The organism is Actinokineospora auranticolor, assembly GCF_041897805.1.
GTDB classification, from domain to species: Bacteria; Actinomycetota; Actinomycetes; order Mycobacteriales; family Pseudonocardiaceae; genus Actinokineospora; species Actinokineospora auranticolor.
In genome coordinates this window covers 4,030,570-4,052,461 of sequence record NZ_CP154825.1, presented here as the reverse complement: position 1 = coordinate 4,052,461, position 21,892 = coordinate 4,030,570, and the positions used below count along the sequence as shown (strand labels likewise).

Annotated in this window: 21 protein-coding genes; 8 read left to right on the top strand and 13 right to left on the bottom strand. The window is 73.3% G+C overall.

Annotated elements, in window-relative coordinates; translation table 11 throughout:
* Positions 1-4: 4 nt before the first annotated feature.
* The 4 genes from V5P93_RS17840 to V5P93_RS17825 are packed head-to-tail and all read left to right on the top strand — an operon-like array spanning position 5 to position 4,617.
* Positions 5-1,270, top strand: coding sequence for a hypothetical protein (locus V5P93_RS17840; RefSeq protein WP_104479958.1), 1,266 nt, complete (start codon positions 5-7; stop codon positions 1,268-1,270).
* Positions 1,263-2,294, top strand: coding sequence for a hypothetical protein (locus tag V5P93_RS17835; RefSeq protein WP_146108079.1), 1,032 nt, complete (start codon positions 1,263-1,265; stop codon positions 2,292-2,294). The genes V5P93_RS17840 and V5P93_RS17835 overlap by 8 nt, the downstream gene beginning before the upstream one ends.
* The gene (locus tag V5P93_RS17830) at positions 2,291-3,442 is read left to right on the top strand and encodes a hypothetical protein (RefSeq protein WP_104479956.1); all 1,152 of its coding nucleotides are present in this window, start codon (positions 2,291-2,293) and stop codon (positions 3,440-3,442) included. Before V5P93_RS17835 ends, V5P93_RS17830 begins: the two co-directional genes overlap by 4 nt.
* The gene (locus tag V5P93_RS17825) at positions 3,439-4,617 is read left to right on the top strand and encodes a CHAT domain-containing protein (RefSeq protein WP_219824011.1); all 1,179 of its coding nucleotides are present in this window, start codon (positions 3,439-3,441) and stop codon (positions 4,615-4,617) included. The genes V5P93_RS17830 and V5P93_RS17825 overlap by 4 nt, the downstream gene beginning before the upstream one ends.
* Positions 4,618-4,624: 7 nt before the next feature.
* On the opposite strand, the gene V5P93_RS17820 is transcribed toward V5P93_RS17825, so the two are convergent.
* Positions 4,625-4,900, bottom strand: a complete 276-nt coding sequence (locus V5P93_RS17820) for a YggT family protein (RefSeq protein WP_104479955.1) — start codon at positions 4,898-4,900, stop codon at positions 4,625-4,627.
* A gap of 186 nt (positions 4,901-5,086) precedes the next feature.
* On the opposite strand from V5P93_RS17820, the gene V5P93_RS17815 reads away from it, so the two are divergent.
* The 3 genes from V5P93_RS17815 (at position 5,087) to V5P93_RS17805 (ending at position 7,130) form a co-directional block, all read left to right on the top strand.
* Positions 5,087-5,863, top strand: coding sequence for a class I SAM-dependent methyltransferase (locus V5P93_RS17815; RefSeq protein ID WP_104479954.1), 777 nt, complete (start codon positions 5,087-5,089; stop codon positions 5,861-5,863).
* A 9-nt stretch (positions 5,864-5,872) separates the two neighbouring features.
* Positions 5,873-6,040, top strand: coding sequence for a hypothetical protein (locus V5P93_RS17810; RefSeq protein WP_219824010.1), 168 nt, complete (start codon positions 5,873-5,875; stop codon positions 6,038-6,040).
* 124 nt (positions 6,041-6,164) lie between these two features.
* Positions 6,165-7,130, top strand: a complete 966-nt coding sequence (locus V5P93_RS17805) for a hypothetical protein (protein WP_146108078.1) — start codon at positions 6,165-6,167, stop codon at positions 7,128-7,130.
* A gap of 15 nt (positions 7,131-7,145) precedes the next feature.
* On the opposite strand, the gene V5P93_RS17800 is transcribed toward V5P93_RS17805, so the two are convergent.
* The 11 genes from V5P93_RS17800 to V5P93_RS17750 all read right to left on the bottom strand — a co-directional run bounded on the left by V5P93_RS17800 (position 7,146) and on the right by V5P93_RS17750 (position 17,982).
* Positions 7,146-9,212, bottom strand: a complete 2,067-nt coding sequence (locus tag V5P93_RS17800; protein ID WP_104479952.1) for a tetratricopeptide repeat protein — start codon at positions 9,210-9,212, stop codon at positions 7,146-7,148.
* Between the two features lie 15 nt (positions 9,213-9,227).
* Positions 9,228-10,394: a hypothetical protein gene (locus V5P93_RS17795; RefSeq protein ID WP_104479951.1), complete on the bottom strand. Its 1,167-nt coding sequence runs from the start codon at positions 10,392-10,394 to the stop codon at positions 9,228-9,230.
* A gap of 885 nt (positions 10,395-11,279) precedes the next feature.
* Entirely contained in the window at positions 11,280-11,765 is a 486-nt protein-coding gene (locus tag V5P93_RS17790; RefSeq protein ID WP_146108077.1) for a hypothetical protein, read from the bottom strand.
* A gap of 82 nt (positions 11,766-11,847) precedes the next feature.
* Positions 11,848-12,690 (bottom strand): AfsR/SARP family transcriptional regulator, encoded by an 843-nt coding sequence (locus V5P93_RS17785; protein WP_104479949.1) that lies wholly within the window; start codon positions 12,688-12,690, stop codon positions 11,848-11,850.
* A 218-nt stretch (positions 12,691-12,908) separates the two neighbouring features.
* Positions 12,909-13,790 (bottom strand): pyrroloquinoline quinone biosynthesis protein PqqB, encoded by an 882-nt coding sequence (gene pqqB / locus V5P93_RS17780; protein ID WP_104479948.1) that lies wholly within the window; start codon positions 13,788-13,790, stop codon positions 12,909-12,911.
* A complete protein-coding gene (gene pqqE, locus V5P93_RS17775; RefSeq protein WP_104479947.1) occupies positions 13,787-14,887 on the bottom strand; it encodes a pyrroloquinoline quinone biosynthesis protein PqqE in 1,101 nt (366 codons plus the stop codon). The genes pqqB and pqqE overlap by 4 nt, the downstream gene beginning before the upstream one ends.
* Entirely contained in the window at positions 14,884-15,156 is a 273-nt protein-coding gene (gene pqqD / locus V5P93_RS17770; RefSeq protein WP_104479946.1) for a pyrroloquinoline quinone biosynthesis peptide chaperone PqqD, read from the bottom strand. Before pqqD ends, pqqE begins: the two co-directional genes overlap by 4 nt.
* On the bottom strand, positions 15,144-15,845 hold the full coding sequence (gene pqqC / locus V5P93_RS17765; protein WP_104479945.1) for a pyrroloquinoline-quinone synthase PqqC: 702 nt from the start codon (positions 15,843-15,845) through the stop codon (positions 15,144-15,146). Before pqqC ends, pqqD begins: the two co-directional genes overlap by 13 nt.
* Positions 15,846-15,914: 69 nt before the next feature.
* Positions 15,915-16,010, bottom strand: coding sequence for a pyrroloquinoline quinone precursor peptide PqqA (gene pqqA, locus V5P93_RS17760; RefSeq protein WP_181043562.1), 96 nt, complete (start codon positions 16,008-16,010; stop codon positions 15,915-15,917).
* Positions 16,011-16,214: 204 nt separating this feature from the next.
* Positions 16,215-17,096: a hypothetical protein gene (locus V5P93_RS17755; protein WP_104479944.1), complete on the bottom strand. Its 882-nt coding sequence runs from the start codon at positions 17,094-17,096 to the stop codon at positions 16,215-16,217.
* A gap of 28 nt (positions 17,097-17,124) precedes the next feature.
* Positions 17,125-17,982, bottom strand: a complete 858-nt coding sequence (locus V5P93_RS17750) for a TIGR04222 domain-containing membrane protein (RefSeq protein WP_181043561.1) — start codon at positions 17,980-17,982, stop codon at positions 17,125-17,127.
* Positions 17,983-18,155: 173 nt separating this feature from the next.
* Here V5P93_RS17750 and V5P93_RS17745 point away from each other — a divergent pair, with 173 nt between their 5' ends.
* The gene (locus V5P93_RS17745) at positions 18,156-21,320 is read left to right on the top strand and encodes a S8 family serine peptidase (protein WP_104479942.1); all 3,165 of its coding nucleotides are present in this window, start codon (positions 18,156-18,158) and stop codon (positions 21,318-21,320) included.
* 5 nt (positions 21,321-21,325) lie between these two features.
* On the opposite strand, the gene V5P93_RS17740 is transcribed toward V5P93_RS17745, so the two are convergent.
* Positions 21,326-21,877, bottom strand: a complete 552-nt coding sequence (locus V5P93_RS17740; RefSeq protein WP_104479941.1) for a hypothetical protein — start codon at positions 21,875-21,877, stop codon at positions 21,326-21,328.
* Between the last annotated feature and the right edge of the window lie 15 nt (positions 21,878-21,892).

Genomic DNA, 21,892 nt, shown 5'->3' with positions numbered 1-21,892 from the left:
GCGGGTGAGCAGCCCGCGCGCGAGCGTCGCCCCCGAGCAGGCCGGGGTCACCCTGCCGCGGGGGCTGCTGATCGCGGAGGCGTGGTCGCGGCTGGGTCCGGCGGTGGCGCCGCTGGGCAACGCGTCCGGGCGACCGCTGGCCAGGACGGTGAAGCTGATCCTGGACCCGCTGGTGCTGCGCCCGGTGCTCAACCCGCGGTTCGCGGCCGGTGCCGTGGACGTCGCGCACGCCGAGGAGCTGCGCGACCGGATCGCCGCGGCCGGTCCGGTGCTCGCCGCGACGGCGGCGTGGTTCCTGCTGGTCAAGAAGCGGCGGCGCAAGGCGGGCATCACCGAGGGCAACCCGCAGGACCTCTACTTCCAGCGCTGCTTCGAGCTGGCGACCACGCTCGGCGACCCGGGCGCGGGGGCCGTGGCCGAGGCGGACGAGCTGCTCGCCGACGTGCACGACCGGGCCGGGCCGACGGTGGCGGGCCTGCGCGACTACGTGACGGACCCGGTCAACGTCGGTGCGCTGCTGCGCATGCTCGACGCGGCGTGGGCCGCGCTGCCCGCCGCCGGGCCCGACGGCGGCTCCGTGCTGCCCGACCGGTTCCTCGCCACCTGCGTGACCAGGCCGGACGCCGCGGTCTTCGCCGAGCTGGTCACCGACCTCGCGGGGTCGCGGGGCGCCGCCGACCTGCACCGGCCGGGGGTGGCCGCCGCCGACGGGCTGACCGACCGGGAGCTGCCGACCCGGCCGGAGCTGGGCGCGGCGGCGTCGAAGAACGCGCTGCCCAAGCCGTTCGACCGGTCCATCGTGCAGCGGCTGTTCGCCCCGCTCACCGACGCCGCCCGCCGCGACGCGCTGGCCGACGTGCCCGACCTGGTGCGCCGCGAGATCGCCCGCTCGGCCGCGCCGTGGCAGCTCGGCGCCGAGCCGGGCCGGGTCGCCATGCTGCTGGGTCGCGCGGCGGCGGCCGGGCTCGTCGGGCCACCCGCCGCCGGGGCCGCGGCGCAGCTGCGGACGCGCTGGGAGCGGGAGGCGTACGTCCACCGGGCGCGCCGGATGCCCGGTGACGGTGTGCACGCGGACGTGCACGGTGTGCGGGAGGCGTACCTGCGGCGGCTGTGGGTCCGGTTGCACGGCCGGGAACTGGTCGACAGCACGGTCGTGGCGACCGAGGTGTGGGACCTGCTCGACGGGGTCCTGCGGTCGGTGATCCTCGACCAGCGCGACCGGCTGCGCACCGCCCTGGAGCGGCTCGACGAGCGGGACGGACATGGCTGAGACACTGCGCGCGCGTCGAGTCGAGTCCGGTGTGGACGTCGGCGAGTGGCCGCACCCCGAGCGGACGGCGCTGGTGGAGGGCCGGGGCGCGTTGCTCGCCTGGGACGTCCTTTCCGGCGCTGTGTTCCCGGCGGCTCGGGTGTACGACCCGGTGCGCGCGGCCGACTGGCTGTGGGAGGTCTACGGACCCGAGGTCGCGGCGGAACTGTTGGGCGGCGCGGAATCCGTGACGGCGCGGGAAGACGAGTCGCCGGTTCGCGACGCCTGCGCCCTGCTCGCGCACCTGGGGTGGGTCGAGGCGTGGTGGCCCGCGTCATCGGTCGCGGGCGTGCCTGCGGTCGACCCGGTCCTGCTCAACGCGGAACTCGCGGTCGCGACCGCCGCCGTGGAGCACCTGCTCGACGACGAGGACGCCACCGCGCGTGCCCTCGCGGTCGCCACCCTGCCGGACATCGCCGTGGACCCGGAGGTCGCCGCGCTCGCCGCTCGTCTCGCCGAGCTGGCCGACGACCACGGCGTCGCCTTGCCGGAACCCGTGGCCGCGCCGAGTCGGTCCGAGTTCGCCTTGGCGGCGGGCGGTTCCGACCGGACGGGCACCATTTCCGTCCTTAGTGGAGTGTCGCCGGTCGACTGGGCGGCGGTGCCCGCGGGCGTGGTCGACGCGGCGGCGGGAGCCGAATGGGCGGTCGTACGGGAGCCGGGTGGCACGGTCTTGGAGGTCACCGTGCTTCCCGCGCCGGGCCTGGCGCCTCGCCCCCGGTTGTCGGCCCGCTTCGGCGACGTCGAACTACCCCTGGACGGCGTGGACGACCTCGGTCGGATCACCGGACGAGTGGCCGTCCCGCCGACCGTGCTGCTCACCCCTCCCGCGCGACGCGTACTCACCGTCTACGCGGCGGGTTTCGCGGAAACCCAGCCCGATCCCGACGCGAGCGAGCGCCGGGCCGCGATCATCGCCTACGCCCGGTCGAGGGTCGACACGCCGACCGCGACCATCACCGAACGCCGCGCGGGTCGACGGTGATCCAACCGACGCCGCCCCGGTGGGCGGCCGACACCGAGATCACGGTGATCCCCGAAAATCCGGAGGACATCGCCGCCGCGCACGCCATCCGGGCGGCGTTCCTGACGTCGACCGGGCAGTTCGCCGAGGCGGCGGCAGCGGCGGAGACCGCGCTCGAAGCGGCCTACGCCACCGCGCCCGAGCTGGCCGCGTCCGTCCACCTGGTCCTCGCCGAGATCGCGGGCACGACCGGCGACCCGGCGGGCAGCGCGGCGCACCTGGACCTCGCCCGTGACCTCGCGGCCGCCACCGGCGACCGGGAGTCCGAGATCACCGCGCTGCTCAGCCAGGCCCGCCTCGCGTACCTCGCCGCCGACAACGACCTCGCGGAGGCGCGCTACGAGGAGGCCGAACGCCTGCTCCTGGTCACCGGTGACACGCGCGGCCTCTCCGTGAGCCTGCACGGCCGGGCGGCCGTCGCGATCAGCCGGGGCCGCCCGCACGACGCCCTCGAGGCGCTGGACCGGGTGCTCGCCGCGCTCGGCGCCGACGCGGGACCCGTGGACCTCGTGGCGACCTACCAGGTGCAGGGCGGGGCCTGGGCGGCCCTGGGCGTGTTCGACCGCGCCGACGAGCGCTACGCCGCCGCCACCGAGGTCGCGACCCGAGCCGGGCTGTGGCACGTCGCGCTGGGCGTGGCGTGGTGGCGGGCCGACGGCCTGGTGCGGTGGGCGTCGACCGTCGAGGGCGCGCGGCGGCGCGAGCTGTGCCTGCGCGCCTTGGACCTGGCCTTGCCCGCGGCGCTGGCGGCGGAGGCGGCGCGCGGCCGGTTCCCGCACGGTCCGCTGCGGGAGCGTTGGGTCGCGCTCGCGTCCGAGCCCGCCACCCGCGCGGCGTTCACCGCGCTGCGCGGCCTCGGTGACGTCGTGTTGGTCGCGGCCTACATCGACCACCTCGCCGCGACGGTCTCGCTGGAGCCCGCGCACGCCGATCTGCCCCGCGACGAGCTGCTCACCCTTCCCGTCCCCGAGACGACGACGGCTTTCACTCTTCCGCCCCGGGTGCGGATCGACCCGGCGACGCCGTCTCCGTTGGACGCTTGGATCGATGAGGCGGAACGCCGCTACGGGTTCCCGGTGCGCTCGACCGCCGTGGTGGCGTCGTGGTGACGGCGCCGACCGTGCAGTTGACCATGGTCGACGCGGGCGACCTGTACCTCTCGTGGCGTTGGGAGCACGCGCTCGACGAGCCCCGGGCGCTCGTGCTGCCGCGTGAGCTGATCCAGGGCGCGCTGGCGGAGTTGGCCGCCGCCACCCCGTCGCCGCTCCCGGGCGAGACCGCCGAGCAGGCGTTGACGCGGGCGCTCACCCAGGGTCCGCTGGTCGACCGGGACCGTGAGATCGCCTTGGCGGAACTGCTGTCCCGGACCCTGCTGCCGCACGGGCTGGCGACCGAACTCAACGCGGTGATCACCCAAGGCGCCCGCCCGCACCTGCGGATCCGGCCCTCCCCGTCGACCGCGCGCGTCCCCTGGGAGGCGCTGCGCGTCGACGTCGGCCAGCGAACCGTGCACTGCGCGGACGTCTCGGTGCTGCCCCCGGCGACCGTCCGCAACGCACCCGGGCGCCTGGTGTCCGCCTTCGATCCGCAGGGGACGGTCGTGGGCGTCCTCGACCCGCGGGTCCCCGGCTTCGCCGACGCCTCCGCGCTCGGCTCGGTCCTCGGCCCCGTCGCTCCCGGTTCTCCGCTCGACGCCCTCGCCGCCGCCCACGGCCTGCGCCGCGACGACCTCGACCGCGCCACCCTCCAATCCGCCCTGGTCGACGCCGCCCGCTTCCTCTACGTCGGCCACGTCACCACCGGCGACCACGCCCTCGACGCCCGCCTGCACCTGTGCTGCACCGCGGACACGCCCGGCCAAGCCCGCCCCATCGGCGCCCACCGCCCGCTTACGGCCGCCGACCTGGCCCTGGCCCCTTGGCGCTTCCCCAACCGGGTCGCTCTCATCGCCTGCGAGAGCGGCGGCGACACCCGCTTCGCCGAACCCGCGGGCCTCGTCGCCGCGCTGGTCCGCGGCGGCGCCGAGTACGTCGTCTCGACCCGGTGGACGCTCCCCACCGACTCGGGCATGGCCCACCTGGTCCCCGGTCACCCGGGGACGCCCGCGCTGCCGGACGTCGTCGTCGCGGTGGACGCCGCCACCGCCACCCCCGATCCCGTCACCGCCCTGAACGCGTGGCAACGCGACCAGGCCACGCGCTGGGAGGCCACCGGCGACCCGGTCCACTCCCCTGTCCTGTGGGCCGCCTTCAGCACTTCGTGGGCGCCCGCCCCGCGCGCCTGACCGGCCGTCAGAGCGCGAAGGCGATCGACCGCAGGACCAGCGCGACGAAGAAGACGATCGTGAAGGCCAGGTCGAAGCCGATCCCCCCGGCCCGCACCGGCGGCACCACCCGCCGCACCGGCGCGATGGCCGGTTCCGTCGTCGCGCGGGTGAACGCCCGGGCCCGGCCGACCCAGGCCGGTCCCCGGCCCGCCAGCGCCGCCCAGTCCAGGATCATCCTGGCCACGAGCAGCAGGATGAACGCCGTGAGCGCATAGCCGACCAGTGTGCCGATGAGTCCCATGCCCGCTCCTCCCGCGGTCGTTGTGCCTGGTCAACGTGTCGGCGGCCCGAAAAGTGTCCGAACGCCGGATTTCTCAGCTTCCTACCAGGTCCGGCGTACTCCGGCAGGTCGAGCGGCGGACCCGCTTGCGCCGCCCGAGATCCTGGTAGTGGGGTTCGACCACCGACCAGACCGATCGGAGACCAGGTGAACCAGTACGTGTTCGACAACGCCGATCCCCGCAACCGGACCCGGTTCGACTCGCTGGCGGTGTTCGACCCGGACAGCCACGCCGCGCTCGCGGCGGCCGGTGTGGGGCCGGGGTGGAAGTGTTGGGAGATCGGGTGCGGCGACGGGGGTATCGGGCGCTGGTTGGCCGACCGGGTCGGTCCTGGCGGGTCCGTGTTGGCCACCGACATCGACACCCGGTGGCTGAGCGGCGACGGCCCCGTCCTCACCGTGCGCGAGCACGACGTGGTGCGCGACGAGCCACCCGCGACGGACTTCGATCTCATCCACGCCCGCCTGGTGCTGATCCACCTGCCCCAACGGCACGCCGTCGTCGACCGGTTGGTCTCCAGCCTCAGACCGGGCGGCAAGCTCGTCCTGGAGGAGTTCGACCTCGAGCACCCCCTGACGACGCGCTCGACGACCCATCGGGCGGCGTTCGATGCCGTGCACCTGCCGTTTCTTCGCTTCCTGCGCGCCCGGGGAGTCGGTCTCGACTGGGCCCGGTCGCTGGCGGAGGAGTTCGTCGACCGTGGCCTGCGCGATGTGGACGTCCGCACCCGCACCGTCCTGTGGCGCGGTGGTGCGGACGAGATCCGGCTCTACCGCGTGAACGTCGAGCAGGCGGCCGAACACCTGCTGGCCGACGGCGTATCGACCCGGCAACTGACCGACTTCTACGCCCTGCTCGACAACCCCGAGTTCACCGCTTGGTCCCACCCGCTCGTCTCGGTCTCGGGAACTCGCCCGGTGTAGGCCGTCGCCGTGTTCGGCGTCTTCCGGGACTGGCTGCGCCACCAGTTCGAGGCGCTCGGGCAACCCGACGCCGACGACCTCGCGCTGCACGTGCTGACCTTCAGCCAGGGTGTCCCACCTCGACATCGGCGACGGGCCGACGACGACGTGGCCGAACTCCTCGACATCACCGACTGAGTCGTCGGATCCGTTCGCGTGCGGGCCAACCAGGTGAACCCGCGTGGATCGGCCCCGGGCGGACCGGGCTGGACGGACACTTCCCGCACGGCCGCGATCGCGGCCGTGCCACGAGGGGGTGTCGGTGGGGACGATCGTGGGTGTGCCGAGCGGGTGGTACCTCGGCGTCGCGTGGGGCTGGTTGCTCGTCACCGCGGGGTCCGCGGCCCTGCTCCGCTGGTGGTGGCCCCGAGCGGTGGGGCGCGGCAAGGTGGACCTCGACGACCTCAGCGGCTACGAGGTGGCCCGGCTCGTCGGGGGTCGCGACCGGATGGAGTTGATGAACGTCGTCTGGCAGGTCGACAACAAGGTCTCCAAGCGCGGCAAGGCCACCCAGACCACTTCAGACCGCCCGAACCCGCTTGGGGGCACCGTGCCGGGCGTCGTCCTCGGCGACAAACCGGACGGTGACTACTCGGTCTCGCCGAAAACCACGCGCGCGGTCGAGGAGTCCCTGGTGCGTAGGGGGATCTGGCGCACCGAGGAGCAGCTCGCCCGTGCGGGCAGAGCGCACTGGCCCATCCCGGTGGCCATCTTGGCCGCACTGGTCGCCATCGTCGACACGTTCGTCACCGGCACGCACCACCTCGGCGCCTACTGGCTGCTCGGCGTCGGTTCGGTGAGTTGGGGGGCCGTGTGGCTGTGGTACCGGGACCTGCCCGCGACCAGGACTCGCATACCCGAGTACGTCATGGACCGGATTCGGCATTTCACCCCGATGAGGACGAAAGGCTATCCGCTCCGCCACAACGACCTGTTGTCCGTGGCCGTTTACGGCCTGGAGGCGTGGACCGACAAGAGGCGGCGGACCGAGGCCGCGGAGATCTGGGCCGCCGTCGTCCGGGTGAAGGAGGCGCAGGCGGCCCAGCAGCGCGCGCGTGAACGTCAGCTCAAGCGCGCTCGCGCACTTGAGCGCGAACGAAAGCGCGAGCGAGAGCGCAGGCGCGAACGCGAACGAGAGCGCGCCGCCGCGGCGCGTTCCCGGTCGGATCCCCCGGGGTTGGGCGGCGCCTGCGGCGGTGGGTGCGGTGGGTGCGGCGGCGGCATCTGACCCGACACCGGGCGGCTACGCCGGGACGAGCGCCTGGCAGCGGGTCAGGGCTTCGGCGATGTCCTCGTCGTCGGGGTCGGCTTCCTGGGCCGCGAGGAGGTCGGCGACCGCCAGGGCGGGGCGGTTGGCGGACTCGTGGAGGAACGCTCGGTTGAAGCGCAGCGCCGGGTCGTCGGGGGTGAGGGCCACGGCGGTGTCGAGGTCGGACAGGGCCTGGTCCGGGTCGCCCAACGCGTGGGCGGCGGTGGCGCGGCCCGCCAGCGCCGTCACGAGGGTGGGGTCGGTGGCCAGCGCGCGGTCGAAGGCGGCTCTGGCCTCGGCGTGCTCGTCGAGGGCGCTGTGGACCTGGCCGAGTACGGCGTGCAGGTGCGCGTTGTCCGGGTCGTGGCGCAGCCCCTGCTCGGCGTCCGCGCGGGCGGCGTCGAGGTCGTCGAGGTCGAGGTACAGACCAGCGCGGTTGACCAAGGCGTCGACCAGGTCGGGTTCGAGGGTGAGCGTGTAGGTGAGACCCGCCAGGGCCGCCTCGTCGTCACCCCGGCGCAACAGCAGTTCGGCGCGGTTGTACTGGGCCTCGGGGAACGGCGGCCCGAGGCGGATCGCGGTCTCGTAGTCGGCCAACGCCTCGGCCTCGCGTCCCAGGCGCTGGTTGAGGTTGCCGCGGTCGAAGTGGTAGTCGGGGTAGTTGGGGTCGCGGGAGATGACCTCGTCGTAGCACGCCAAGGCCTCGTCCAGGCGTCCGAGTCCGGTGAGCACCTGCGCGCGGTTGTGGACCAGCACCGAGCGGTGCAGGGCGTGCTCGTCGGCGCCGAGTTCCGCGTCCATCTCCTCGATGCCCTCGCTCACCAGCTTCAGCGCCTCCTGCGGGTTGCCCAGGTGCGCCTCGACCAAGGCGAGGCCGTTGCGCTGGAAGACGGTGTGGAACACGCGGTCGGCGCCTTTGTAGCAGAGGCGGGCCAGGGCGACGGCCTGGTTCATCAACCCCTTGGCGCGCAGGTGGTCGCGGTCCGCTTCCTCGTGGTGGCGCGTGTAGAGCATGCCGAGCGCGTAGCAGGCCTGCAGGTGCACGCCCGGGTCCTGGGAAGCGGCGAGGACCTCGGCGTAGAGCGCCTCCGCCTCGCGCGGGCGGCCGAGCGCGGCGAAGGACGTGGTCATCTTGGTGGTGAAGACCCACCAACGAGCCATGTCGGAGATGTCGACGACCGCGCGGCCACGCCGTCCGAACTCGATGGTCGCGTGGTAGTAGCCCATGTCCAGGCAGCGGTTCAACGCGTGCGCGAGCGCGTCCGCCCCCGTCTCGGACGGGTCCGACCCGTGCTCGCGGTGGTACGCGATCGCACCGAGGGTCAGCGAGAACTCCCCGCGCGCCTCCAGCTCCTCCGCGCGCCGGTCGTGCAGGTCGGCTCGTTCGGCGGGTGAGAGCCGCTCGTAGGCGGCCAATACCCCGGGGTCGTCGGAGACGCAGTCGGCCGCGACGAACAGCCGAGCGTCCACAGTGGACTCCACGGGCCGCGCGGTCACCTCGTGGAACGTGGCGTACTCGGCCAGATCCGCGGCCAGCGGCTCGCCAGGGGTCTCCCCCGTGTCGCACACGACCACGGTCAGCACCGCGGGGTCCGTGCGGCGCACCAACGCGGACAGGAACTCCAGGTCCGTCCGGTCGGCCGCCGCGGCGAGCACGACCAACGACCGGGGCCCGGTGCCCGCCAGGTGCGCGTGCAGGAACTCGACGATCCCGTGCGCCATCCGCTGCGTGCGGACCCGCGAGTAGAACCTGGTGCGCTCCTTGGGAACCGCGAGCGAGGTCAACGTCTCGCGGGCGTCGGCGACGGTTTCGCGCAGCTCGGGCGCGGCCGAGAACAGCTCGATCTCGTGCCTGCGCACCAGGTCCGGGGCGGCGTCGGGGACGACGGTCCGCAGCAGGGTCCCCGTCGCCGTGTAGGGGCCGCGCAGGCGGCGGTGCGCGTCCACGGGCGCGGTCAGCGCGGGCGCCAACGCCGGCAGGTGCTCGGCGAGCAGGGCGGGCAGGTCGGCGGGCTCGACCCGGCGGGTGAGCCGGACCCAGTGGTGGCCGGGAGCGGGCATCGGTGCCTCCAGGGGTCAGGCGCGGCGCGACCGGCGGGCCAGCACCGCGGCGGCGATGACCGGGCCGATCGTCAGGACGAGGAACACCACGGCGTCGAGCACGCCGAGGACGGTCGCGTCGCCGCCGAGCCTGCCCGCGATGATCCCCACGGCGTAGGCGACGGCGGGCACGAGGGCGAACAGCGCGCTGAGCGTGAGGAACGCGTAGCCCGCGACCAGCAGCCACACGTACCAGCGCGCCACCTCGCGGTCGCGCGGGTGCCACGACGACTCGTCGACCGGGGTGCCCGCGCGCCGCAGCAGCCGGTCGACCTTGAGCCGCAGCAGCTGCCCGGCGACGGTCTGCAGGTCGTTGCAGCCCAGGACGGTGCAGACCAGGTAGTACAGGTCGGTGCGCAAGAAGAAGTAGAACTGCCACACCACCCTCAGCAGCGTGACGAACGCGAAGGCCAGCGCGACCCGGCCGATCGGGTGCCCCACGCCGACGGCCGCGGCCAGCAGCGCGCACAGGCCGAGCACGACGCCGTCGGCCAACAGGCCCGCGAGGATCGGCAGGTACCGCTGCTTGCGCGGCACGGCGACCAGTCCGTCCATCTTCGTCTCGAAGACCAAGAAGTAGAAGCGGCGACCCACCGACAGCGACGAGTTGATGCCGAGCCTGCGCCCGGCGAGCGCGTGGAACGACTCGTGCGCGAGCAGCATCGGCACCTGCCCGAAGAACAGCGCGAGCTGCACCACCACGAGCGACTCGGTGAAGAACATGTTCCGCGCGTGCGGCGCCGCCCCGGGCACGGCGATCATCACCGCGAGACCGCCGAGGATGACGACCGCGTAGACCGCCAGCGCCACCGGGGAGAACAGCGCCCTGCCCAACCCGCGCCACCGCACGGGCACGGCCGCCGCGACGACCTCCCCGTCGCCGACGAGCATCTCGAACTCGACGAGGATCTCGAGGAACTCGCCGATGTCGACGGTCTCGCCGTACTCGTCGGCGTACCAGGCCGCCGCCGCGTTGGGCGTCAGCCCCTCCGCCAGCTTGCGCAACAACTCGGCGCCGTCCGGGGGAAACACCCCGAACAGCCCGATGTCGGCGCGCCCGACGGTCACCTCGTCGCCGTCGGCGTGGAAGGTCAGCGGGTGCAGGGCGAGCGGTCGGTCGGGGTCGAGCGCGGGTGCGGTCACGGGCGCCTCAGCGGTGTGGTCGGGGGGCGCCCCGGCGAACCGGGGCGCCCTGGTGTGATCAGGGGATGACGGTCCCGCCGCAGCCGCCCGAGTAGAGGGTCGCGGCGGTCGTCAGGCGGACCGAGCCCGCCTTGCGCACCTTGATCTTCTTCATCCGTGCCTCCTGTTCCTGTCGCAGCAGCGCCCCGACTCTTGACAGGAGGCGGAACCGTTGCTGGAGAAGGGTTCCGCCGATGCTCGGGCGGATTGGACAACTGTCGATCCCAGAGTGCGGAACGGTCAAGGGGCCGGTCAGGTGTCCGCCGGATGAACGCCTGAGCGCGCGGCGACCGCACGCGGTCAGTGGGCCGAAAGGTCCGCTGTGGACCAACCGGGAGTCGGTCGAGGACTAAACAAGGTGGACGCTGCGTGGTTGCCGGGCCCGGTGGATGACGGACACGCAGGGCAGACGATTGCGCCAACCGTGTTCCAGGGCCTCACACGGGTGGGTGTCCTCCCCCTTGACCGGGCCTCGGTCCGCCGATGACGCAGCGCGACCGGCGTTGCGCCGATCGGGGAGCGCCAGCACCCGGTACGGCGGCTCGTTCGCCAGTTGTGCCCCTACGGGTGACGACGAGAGCGGAGGGTGCGAGCCGAGCGACTCGGCAGGTGGCGGGCTCGACGAGGACGCGCCGCTCAGGTCGCGACCACCCGAGCCGCGGCGACGGGCACGGTTCACACCGGGGCACCAGCAACGTCGACCAGGACCACTGTGGACGCCTACGGCGACCTGCCGACCACCGCGCTCGGTGGTTCAGGTGGCTTTCACGGGCCGGTGCGCGGCGGTGCCGGACGACCGCCTGCCTTGTCGGGGGTGAAGTACTCGGATCGACCCGAGCGAGGCCATCACCACCAAGCGGTCTGGAACCGGCCGCGCAGGATGTCCCGCCTGCGCAGGGTCGACCACGACGCGGTGATCGCCGCCACCACGGCCACCCAGGTCGCCATGCCCCACTGCCAGTGCTCGTACTTGTCGGGGACGGTGAGGCGCGGCAAGAACACCGTCGCCACCGCCAGGGTCGCCACGATCGGGACCACCCTGACGGCGACCGACCCGACGTCCTGGCGGACCGTGACCACGAACGTCGCCAGGGCCAAGACGAGTTGCAGGCCCACGGTCACGTAAACCGACCCGTCGACCCGTTCGGCCAACTCCCACAGGTCGTAGGTGCGGGCAACCCGGTAGGTGTTGGGGGTGCGGCACCAGTGGATCACCGTCACCAGCACCAGCGTGACCGCCGCGGCCGTGGCGAGCAGCCGCTGGCCGACCTCCAAACGGTCCGTTGCCCGTTGTGCGGTCAGGTCCGCCTGGGTCAGCGCGCCATCGGCCATGGCCCCACCTCTGTCGTCGTCGGTCACAGGTGGTTGACGGCGCACCCCGGTCCTCGGTTCCAGGAAGCGGTTTTCCGCCGACTCAGTCCGTGGTGCCGTTGTGGGACAGGGAACCGATGAGGTTGTCGAGGGCCGTGCGGGGGCGGGGGTCCGCGGGGAGGTCGAGGACCGGGTCCGACAGGAGGATGGCCCGGTGCAGGCGTTCCAGTGACGCCGTCGGCACCAGGCCGAGTTCGTCGGACAGGGTCTCCCGCAACCGCTGGAACACCGACAGGGCCTCGTACCGGCGGCCCGAGCGGTACAGCGCGAGCATGAACTTCGCGTGCAGGTTCTCGTTCAGGGGCAGCGTTGTGGTCAGTTCCGTCAGCTCACCCAGGAGTCCGTGGTGCCTGCCCAGGCGCAGGTCGGCCTCGACCCGCTGCTCGGTCACCGCCAGGCGGGCCTGTTCGAGGCGGTTGACGTGGGTTTCCAGCAGGCGCCCCGGGGGCACGTCGGCCAGCGCCGGGCCGCGCCAGAGGCCGAGGGCGGCGCGGAGCGTCTCGGCCGCGTGCTGGTCCTGGCCCGCGGCCAGGGCGCGGATGCCCTGGTTGGCCCGCAGGGTGAACTCCTCCGCGTCCAGTTCGCCCGGCTGCGCGCGGAACTGGTAGCCGCCGGGGCTGGTCGACAGGATGTCGCGCACCGAGTGCGGCCGCCCCAACACCATCGCGAGGAACTTGCGCAGGTTCGCCACGTACGTCTGGAGGGTGGCGGTCGCGCTGTCCGGCGGCTCGCTCCCCCACAGCTCCTCCATGAGCTGCCCGGTCGACACGACCGTGTTGGCGCGCACCACCAGCAGCGCGAGGACGCGCTTCTGCTTGGCCGCCTTCGGTGTCGAAGAGCCCAGTTCGGAGCCCACGGTGAGTGGGCCAAGGACGCTGATCCGCACAGGTCACCCCTGCTGTCGTCGGGACGCGACGCGGGAGGACCGAGCAGCAGGACGCCGGGCGACCGCGAGGGGACCACCGGGCCAATCCTTCCCGACCCGGCCAAGTGAAGCCGCCGTGACGACCGGTGAACAACCCGTCGTCCGGCTCTGAAAATCACCACCGCGATGGCGTAGGCTGCCGCCCCCGAACGGCCCACGACATCGGGCGATCGGTGCGTTCAGAGGTCAAAACGGGCGCCGTCGTCGAGGATGTGCGCGCCCCGGGCGGCCACCTCGGCGCGTTCGGGGGACGCGGCGTCGGCAACCGGGTTGGTGTTGTTGAGGTGCGTATAAGCGCGGAACCCCACGCCGCTCAACCGGTGCAGCGACTCGGTGATCGGCAGGTGCCCCATGCGGCCCTGGCCCGCGTCCTTCCCGGTGGCGCGCGACATCTCGCCGGAGGTGAAGAACGTGCCGTCGACCAGCAGCAGGTCGGCGCCGTCGACGAACTCGTCGAACCCGGGCGGCCAGTCGGCCAGGCACGGCGCGTAGACCAGGGTCCCGCCGGTCGCGGCGTCGCGCACGCGGTAGGCCACGACCCAGTCCGGCGCGTCGGCCGCGTCGGCGGCGTAGCGGGGTCGCTTGCCGGACAACGGGAACGCCGCGCACTCCAGCCGCCCGTCGTCGACGGTGAACTCGCCGGTCGCCTCCCGCCAGTCCCACGAGTGGTAGCGGGACACGATGTCGCGCACCGGGAACCCGTCCGCCAGCGCGCCCGCGACCGGTTTCGGCGCCCACACCGCGATGTCCGGGCCCTCGCGCAGCAGGGCGAGGCCCAGGGCGTGGTCGAGTTCGGCGTCGGTGAGCAGCACGCCCCGCACCGGTGTCTCCCGCCTTCCCGGCCCCGGCGCCAGTTCCGCCGTCTCGACGATCTGCGCCCGCAGGTCCGGGGAGGCGTTGAGCAGGTACCACTCGCGGCCCGTGGCGCTGATCGCCACGCAGTCCTGCGTCCGGGGCGGCACGTCCGCGTCCCCGGCCCGGCAGCGCGCGCAGAGTTCGCACGCGCAGTTCCACTGCGGCAGACCGCCACCGGCGGCCGTGCCCAGCACGACGACCCTCACCGTTCCTCCGACCGCATCCGGAATCCCAGCTCCGCCACGCCGACCAGCACCTGGCGCGACGCGGAATCGGCCAGGATACCGGTCACCACGCCGTGGTGCGGCGACTTCGGGCACACCGGGTCGGTGTTCTCCGCAGCGCCGGTCAGCAGGAACGCCTGGCAGCGGCAGCCGCCGAAGTCGACGCCGCGGCGGTCGCAGGTCCGGCACGGGTCGCGCATCCAGTCCTCGCCGCGGTAGGCGGTGAACGACTCGGACTCGTACCAGATCTCCGCCAGCGGCCGGGTGGTCGCGTTGTCGAAGGTCAGGGTGGAGATGACGTGCGCGGACGGGCAGGGCAGCACGGTCCCGTCCGGCGCCACCGTCAACTGCCGCGCGCCCCAGCCGTGCATGCACGGCTTCGGGTAGCTGTCGTGGTAGTCGGCGATGACGTGGATGACCTCCATGCGCCCCGCCAACCGGGCCTTCGCCGCGCGCACCACGGTGTCGGCGGCGTCGAGTTGCCCGCGGGTCGGCATCAGCGAGTCCCGGTTGCGCAGCGCCCACCCGTAGTACTGGGCGTTGGCCAGCTCCAGCCGGTCGGCCCCCAGTTCCTCGGCCAGCTCGATGATCGCGCCGACCTCGTCGAGGTTTCCCCGGTGCAGCACCACGTTGACCGTCAACGGCAACCCCACGGCCCGCACCGCCTCGGCGGCGGAGCGCTTGTGCGCGGCGGCCCGGGTCCCGGCGATGGCGTCGGCGCGCTGCCGGTCGGCGGCCTGCACGGACAGCTGCACGTGGTCGATCCCGCGCGCGGCCAGCTCGGTCATCCGCTCCTTGGTGAGCCCGAGGCCGCTGGTGACCAGGTTGACGTAGCAACCCAATCCGGCGGCGTGCGCGGCCAGTTCCGGCAGGTCGCGGCGGGCCAGCGGTTCACCGCCGGACAGGTGGACCTGCAAGACGCCCAGCGCGCGGGCCTGGGTGAACACCGACCGCCACTGGTCGGTGGTCAGCTCGCGCTCACGGCGGACCAACTCGACCGGGTTGGAGCAGTACGGGCAGTGCAGCGGGCAGCGGTGGGTCAGCTCGGCCAGCAGGCCCAGCGGCGGATCGGCGCTCACACGTCCTCCCACGACACGACATGCCGGTCGGCGAGGAACTCCAGCACCGCGCCGACCTGGTCCTCCCGCACCCCGGTGAACTGCTCGCGCAGCCCGGTGACGATCTCGTCGAGCGACGACAGCCCGTCGCAGAGCTTCAGCACGGCCTCGGCGGTGGTGTTGAGCAGCAGCACGCCTTCCGGGAACAGCACGACGGGCGACTGCCGGACGGGGTCGTAGCCGAGCCGCACCCCGCGGCGCAGCCTCGGTACCGCGGTCACCGCGGGCATGCCGAGATCGCGTCGAGCATCGACCAGAGCACGTCGCACTTGAACGACAGCGCCGCGATGGCCTCGTCCTGCTGCTCGCGGGTGCGGCAGTGGGTGAGCACGATGTCGACGGCCACCTTGCCCTCGTCGCGCACGGCCTCGACGCGGGTGGTGAAGTAGGCCAGGGCCGCGCGGTCGATCCACGGGTAGTGCGCCAGCACGTCGGTGACCCGGCGGCGCATCAGGTGGCCCGCGAACATCTCCGTCAGACCCGAGGCCACCCCGATCTCCCACGGGCGCGTCCTGGCGAAGGTCACGTAGGCGTCCACGGCGAACCGGACGCCGGGCACGACGTGCCGCTCGTCCACGACCTCCGCGCGGGACAGGCCGAGCGCGGCGCACAGCCGCAGCCAGTCCTCCCGTCCGCCTTCCCCGGAGACGGCGCCGTCGTGGTAGACGACCCGTTCCAGCCACAGCCTGCGCACCTCGGGCACCGGGCAGTTGGCGATGATCGCGGCGTCCTTGCGGGGCAGCGCGTCCTGGTAGCACCAGCGGTTGGCCGCCCAGGCGCGCAGCTCGGCGCGGGACAGGTCACCGGCGTGCATGCGCTGGTGGAACGGGTGCGAGCTCCAGTAGCGCGCGGACAGCGCCCGCAGCCTCTCCAGGAACTCCTCGCGGGACAGCGCGCGGCTGTCCGGGGTGTGCGGCACGGGCTCGGCCCCTCCGGCGGCTCCGACCGGTGCGGCGGCGGTACGCCGACCGCCGCCGCACGCGGGTGATCAGTCCTGTCGCGCGACGTACGCGGTGATCTCCATGGGCGTCTCGTACTCGGTGATCTCCGGCGCCACCCACGGCTGCGGTTCGGTGTGCTCCACGTGCCTCCCTTTCTCCCGACGGCCGCCCGGCCCGCGCGCGTGCCGCCCCGCGACCGGCGTCGCGGGGCGGTGACCACGCCGGCTCCCCAGCGCCCCTTCGTCGCACGCCGAGCCGGACAATCCTGCGACACCGCGGTGAGCGGTGCGCCTCACAGGATGGCGGCCCGCCCCAGAGCGGTCCTTGAGCGGATCTTGAGCAGGCGGTCAGCCGTCGCGCAGGGCGTCGTCGACGCCCGGGCGGAAGCGCAGGAGCAGCAGTTGCCGGGTCAGGGCGCCGACGTGGCCGTCGCGGTCGGGACGGTCGCGGGGCCGGGGCACGCGCCACGCGGCGGGCACGGCGTCCCCGAGCAGCGCCCGGCTGGCGGCATCGGGCTGGGCGAGACCGTACGCGGCGACCCGGGAGCCCAGGTCCAGCGTCTCCCCCGCGCGCCGGGCCACCTCCCGGGAGCAGGCGTGGCCGAGGGCGGTGCGCGGGTCGCGCAGGCGGCGCGCGGTGCGCACACCCAGGAGCGCCCACGGCACGACGAGCAGCACGAGCGCGGCCAGCAGGGCCGCGCCGCCCTGCTGGAAGATCGACACGTCGTCGTCATCGCGCAATCTGCTGCCCGTCGAGCTCAAGACGATGACCGCGCCGAGTTGCAGGAAGGCGAGCCCGCCCCAGCCCACCTGCGCCAACCGCTCGCGTTTGGCGTGGACGAGACCGTCTACGCCCAACTGCCGGAACCTGCCGGTGAGGTGCTTCGCGCGCTCGCCCACCACGTGGTCGCGCAACTCCGCCAGCGGCATCGGGGTCACCGCGAGGGTCTCGGTGATCATCCGCGCCAACCCCGTCCGCTCTCCCGGGGTCCCGGTCGGCCGCAGGTGGCCGTCGTCGAGGACGAGGACGTCGCGATCCAGCAGATCGGCCACCACCGCCTCCACGGCCCGGCCCGGACCGCCGCACAGCAATCCCCTGTCGGCGACGCGCAGGTTCAGCCGGGCCACCGCCTCGGGCGGGCGTCCCACGGAGTACCGCCGATCGAGGAACAAGAGTGCGGCGGGGTATCCGCACACCACTACGAACGCGATCGACCAGGCCCAGGCCACCGGACACCCCTGTCACTCGTCGGATCGGTCATCCCCGGTCGCGCAGGGCGAGCCGCTCGGCCAGCTTCCGGACGTCCTCGTCGACGTCGGTCACGGTGGAGGGGGGTTTGCGCATCTTCCACGCCCCGGGTGTGGCGTGGCCGCGCAAGCGGGCGCGGAAGTCCGTCGTGGGGCTCGTGGGCAGTCCGTGGACGGCGGTCCAGGGGGCCAGGTCCGGGTTGTCGGCTGCCCGGTCGGCGAGCACCTTCGAGCAGGCGCGACCGAGTGGGCCTCGGGGGTCCGACGACAGGGCGCCGTAGCGGATGAACAACAGGGTCCAGGTGGTGACGAAGAGCAGCGTGCAAGCCAGGGCGAACCACAGACCTTTGGCGTCGATGAGCCAGTCCTCACCCGTCAGCTGGACGACCCCCATGACCAGCGCGGTCCCCACCGCGGAGGCCGCGGTCGGGTAGCCGTACAGGACTTTCCCGTTGCCGCCGGACTGGGTGTGCAGGAGTCCGTTGTCCCGCAGCAGGTCGCAGCCGCGCTCGAAAACGGTTTCGTGTTCGGAGGTGACGAAGGCGCGCACGGCGGGCAGCCGGGCGGCGGTGTCCATGGCCACCGCCAGGATCGACCGCTGCACGGCGGTCGCGCCCTCCGGTATGGCCGTCACGGAGATCCGGTTGGTGTCGTTGACTTCCAGCGCGCCCCGCTCCACCAGGTCGACGACCACCGCGTCCACGGCGCGCGCCGGTCCGCCGGTGAGCAGCGCGGTCTCGAACAGGCCCAACCGGAGCTCGTCCACCACGTCCCGGCCCCGCGCTCGCGCCCGCACCCGGTCCCTCCGGATCAGCCACGCGGGTGGCGCGCAGAACAGGACGAAGACGACAACCCAGGCCCACAACACGACGCCGCTCCCCCTGTTCCACCCAGCCGTAGCGGGAACAGTAACGATCACCGGCCGCTCTCGTTGGCAGAACGGCGAAGCCGGTCTCGCGCCTCCCCGCCATCCGGGTTACGGGCGGCGCGGGCCGCTGGTACTGCTGAACATCTCGGACGACGGGGGATGGGAGATCTCACATGGCTTGGCGAAGGCGGATCACGGCGGCGGTGGCCGTGGTGTCCATAGCGGGAGTGTGCCCGGTGGGCGCGGCTACGGCGAACGCCGCAACCCCGGCGACCAACGGGACGAAGGCGGTCGCCGGGGTGGTCACGCTGGTCACCGGTGACCGCGTGCGGCTGGTGACCGGCCCGGGTGGGCGGACGGCGGTGGAGGTCGAACCCGTCGTGGGACGGGAACACATGGGGTTCCTGCGGGACGGCGACCTGCTCATCCCGGCCGACGCGCAGCCGCTGATCGACGCGGGCCGGTTGGACCCCCGGCTGTTCGATCTACGCCGGTTGCCCCACGACTCCCCGCCCCCGCTGATCGTCACCGACAACACCGAGCGCGCACCGGTTCCCGCCACCGCGGTCCGGGCGCTGCCCAGCGTCGACGGTGCCGCGCTGCGGCCGGAAACCGGCTTCTGGCGCTGGTTCACCGCGTCCCGGGCGTCCGTGTGGCTGGACGGCACCGCCCGCCCGACCCTCGACGTGAGCGTCCCGCAGATCGGCGCGCCGACCGCGTGGCGGGCCGGGTTCACCGGCGCGGGCGTCACCGTCGGCATCCTCGACAGCGGTGTCGACGGCGCCCACCCGGACCTGGCGGGCAAGGTCGTCGAGCAGGCCGACTTCACCGGAACCGGGTTGGCGGACCAGCTCGGCCACGGCACGCACGTGGCGGGCATCATCGCCGGCACGGGCGCCGCGTCCCAGGGCAAGTACAAGGGTGTCGCGCCGGACGCGAAACTGTTCAGCGGCAAGGTGTGCGCCGAGCAGGGCTGCCCCGAGTCGGCGGTCATCGCCGGTATGGAGTGGATCGCGCCCAAGGCCCGGATCGTCAACATGAGCCTCGGCAGCGGGTACAGCGACGGCACCGACCCGGTGTCGCGCGCCCTCAACGACCTCTCCGCGCGCTACGGCACCCTGTTCGTCGTCGCCGCGGGCAACGACCGGGCGCTCGACCTCCCGGACCCGCTGGCGTCCGTGACCTCCCCCGCCGCCGCGGACCGGGCGCTGGCCGTGGGCAGCGTGACCAAACAGGACACCACCAGCCCGTTCTCGCCGCGCCAGCCCCGGCTCCGGGACTACGCGGTGAAACCGGACGTCGCCGCGCCCGGCAGCGACATCGTCTCCGCGCGCGTCACGGGCACCCCGGCGGGCGACAAGGCGCCGGTCGACGACCACTACGCGGCGCTGTCCGGCACGTCGATGGCCGCACCGCACGTCTCCGGCACGGCCGCCCTGCTCGCCCAGCGCCGCCCCGGCCTGGCGCCGGACCTGGCCAAGGCCACCATCGTCGGCACCGCGAAGCCCACGGCGGACGTGTTCGAGCAGGGCGCGGGTCGGGTCGACGCGGCCCGCGCCGTCGCCCAGGACGTGACCGCGCTGGACAACGGGCTGGCGTTCGGGTTCCTGCCGTGGCCGCACAACACGCGCCTCGGCAAACCCCTGACCTACCGCAACGACGGCGACCGCCCGGTGACGCTGAACCTCGCCTCGGACTCGCCGGTCTTCACCACCTCCGCGCGCCAGGTCGTCGTGCCCGCGCACGGCACCGCGCAGGTCACGGTGGAGGCCAACACGGCGGGCCTGTCGGGCAGGCGCGGCGGCCGGATCACCGCGACCGCCGACGGCGTCGTGGTCCAGACCGCCGTGACCGCGGTGCTCGACACCGAGAACTACGCCTTGGAGGTCCGGCTGCGCGGCCGGACCGGCACGAGCGCGTCCACTGTGGTCAAGGCGGTGAACGTCGACACCGGGGCCGCGCTGCCGGTCCGGCTCACCAACGGCGTCGGCATCGCCCGCCTGCCCAAGGGCCGCTACGACGTCAACGCCCTGGAGCTCTCGGACCAGAACGACGTCACCCTGCTGTCGCAGAGCGGTGTCGTGGTCGACCGCAACACCTCGGTCTCCCTCGACGCCACCAAGGGCCAACCCGTCTCCACCACGGTCGACGGCGCCCAGCCGACCTTCGTCACCGGTGAACTCACGCTGGTCTCCGGCACCCCGGACCGCACCAGCGCCCTCAGCTGGTACTCCAGGGCCGGGCAACGGCTCTACACCGTGCCGACGAAGAAGGTCACCGACCACACCTACCTCACGACGTACCGCACGACCGTCACGACCGACGAGGCCATCTACAACCTCGCGTTCCTGGTCAACGGAGCCATCCCCGACGGCAAGTTCACCGTGCGCAAGCGCGACCTCGCCCGCGTCGACGCCCGCTACTACCTCCAGGGGACGGCGACCCAGGGCCAACGCGCCGACTACGCCAACATCGACGCGCCCAGCGCGAACTCCGCCATCTACGACCCCCACCCGGTCGCGCTGCCCGGCACGCGCGTGGAGTACTTCACCGCGTCGCCGTCGGTCCGGTGGCTGCACGTGGGTGTGCTGTTCCCGCCGGACGTCTCCGACGCCGAGAACACGGTGTCCTACCGGGTGTACACCCCGGGCCGCTACACCTCGCACTGGCACCGGGCGCCGCTCGGCCCGGCGTTCGGCGCCGCCGACCTCGGGTTCGGCGTGGTGCGCGGCGACGGCGCGCTCTCGGTCGCCCTCGCCCCGCTCTCCAGCGGCGACCCGGACCAGTTCACCATCCCGGCCGCCGCGGTCACCGGCACCACCGAACTCAGCCGCGACGGAACCGTGCTCGGCACCAGCGACCTGCCCGGCTTCGGCGCGTTCCCGATCCCGGACTCACCCGGCACCTACACCCTGCACACCACCGCCAAGCGGTCCGTGCCGTGGTCGGTGATCGGTACCGCAGCCGACTACACGTGGACCTTCCACGAGGCGGGTGCCGCCACGCCCACGCCCGCACCGCTGCTGGTGGTGCGGGTCAGCGCGGAGGTCGACGACCAGGGGCGCGCACCGGCGGGCCGCCTGTACGGGTTCCGGCTCGACGCGCAGCACCAGCCCGGTTCCCCGGTGTCGAAGCTGACGGGTCTGCGCACCGAGTTCTCCGGTGACGACGGCAAGACCTGGCAACCCGCGCTCACCATCCACAGTGGAGACGGCGTCGGCGCGGCGCTCCTGCGCAACCCGAACACCCCCGGGTTCGTGTCGCTGCGCATCACCGCGAAGGACGCGGACGGCAACTCCGTGACCCAGACGGTGATCCGCGCGTACCAGACGGTGTAGGACGGCTAGCTGGGAGCTGTCACCCAGGCGGCTCCCAGCAACGCCACCACGAACCCGGTCCCCAGCAGGGCGGCCAACCGGTTGGCGTAGCGGGTCCACTGCTCGTCCCAGTCACCCGGGTAGTTCAGGTTCGCCGTCGTCATCAACGCGCGGCCCAGCCCGAAGCCCACACCGACCCACAGCGCGCCCGACAGCGGCGCGGTCAGCAGAACCGCCAGCCCGGCCACGTACGGCAGGCCGCTGGGCAGGTAGGTCCGCGCGCCGGTGCCCATCTCGATCCCGAACTGGAGCGGACCGAGCAGGCGGCCGAGCCGGAACACGCTCTCCGGTACCAGCCGCCGGTTCTCGGGCAGCGTGAACCGCAGCACGCGCACGTCCCGCAGCACCACCGCGAGCAGCGCGACCCCGATCAGCACCCACCTGACCGGCTGCGGGACCGGCGCGCGCAGCAGCGACCCGACCACCAGCAGAACCACGGCGCTCAACGCGCCGCCGACGAGCAGACCGGCGCGGAACGCCAGCGCGGGAACACCTCGCCAGACCGGCGAGGCCAGCACGAAGGCCGAGTTGCG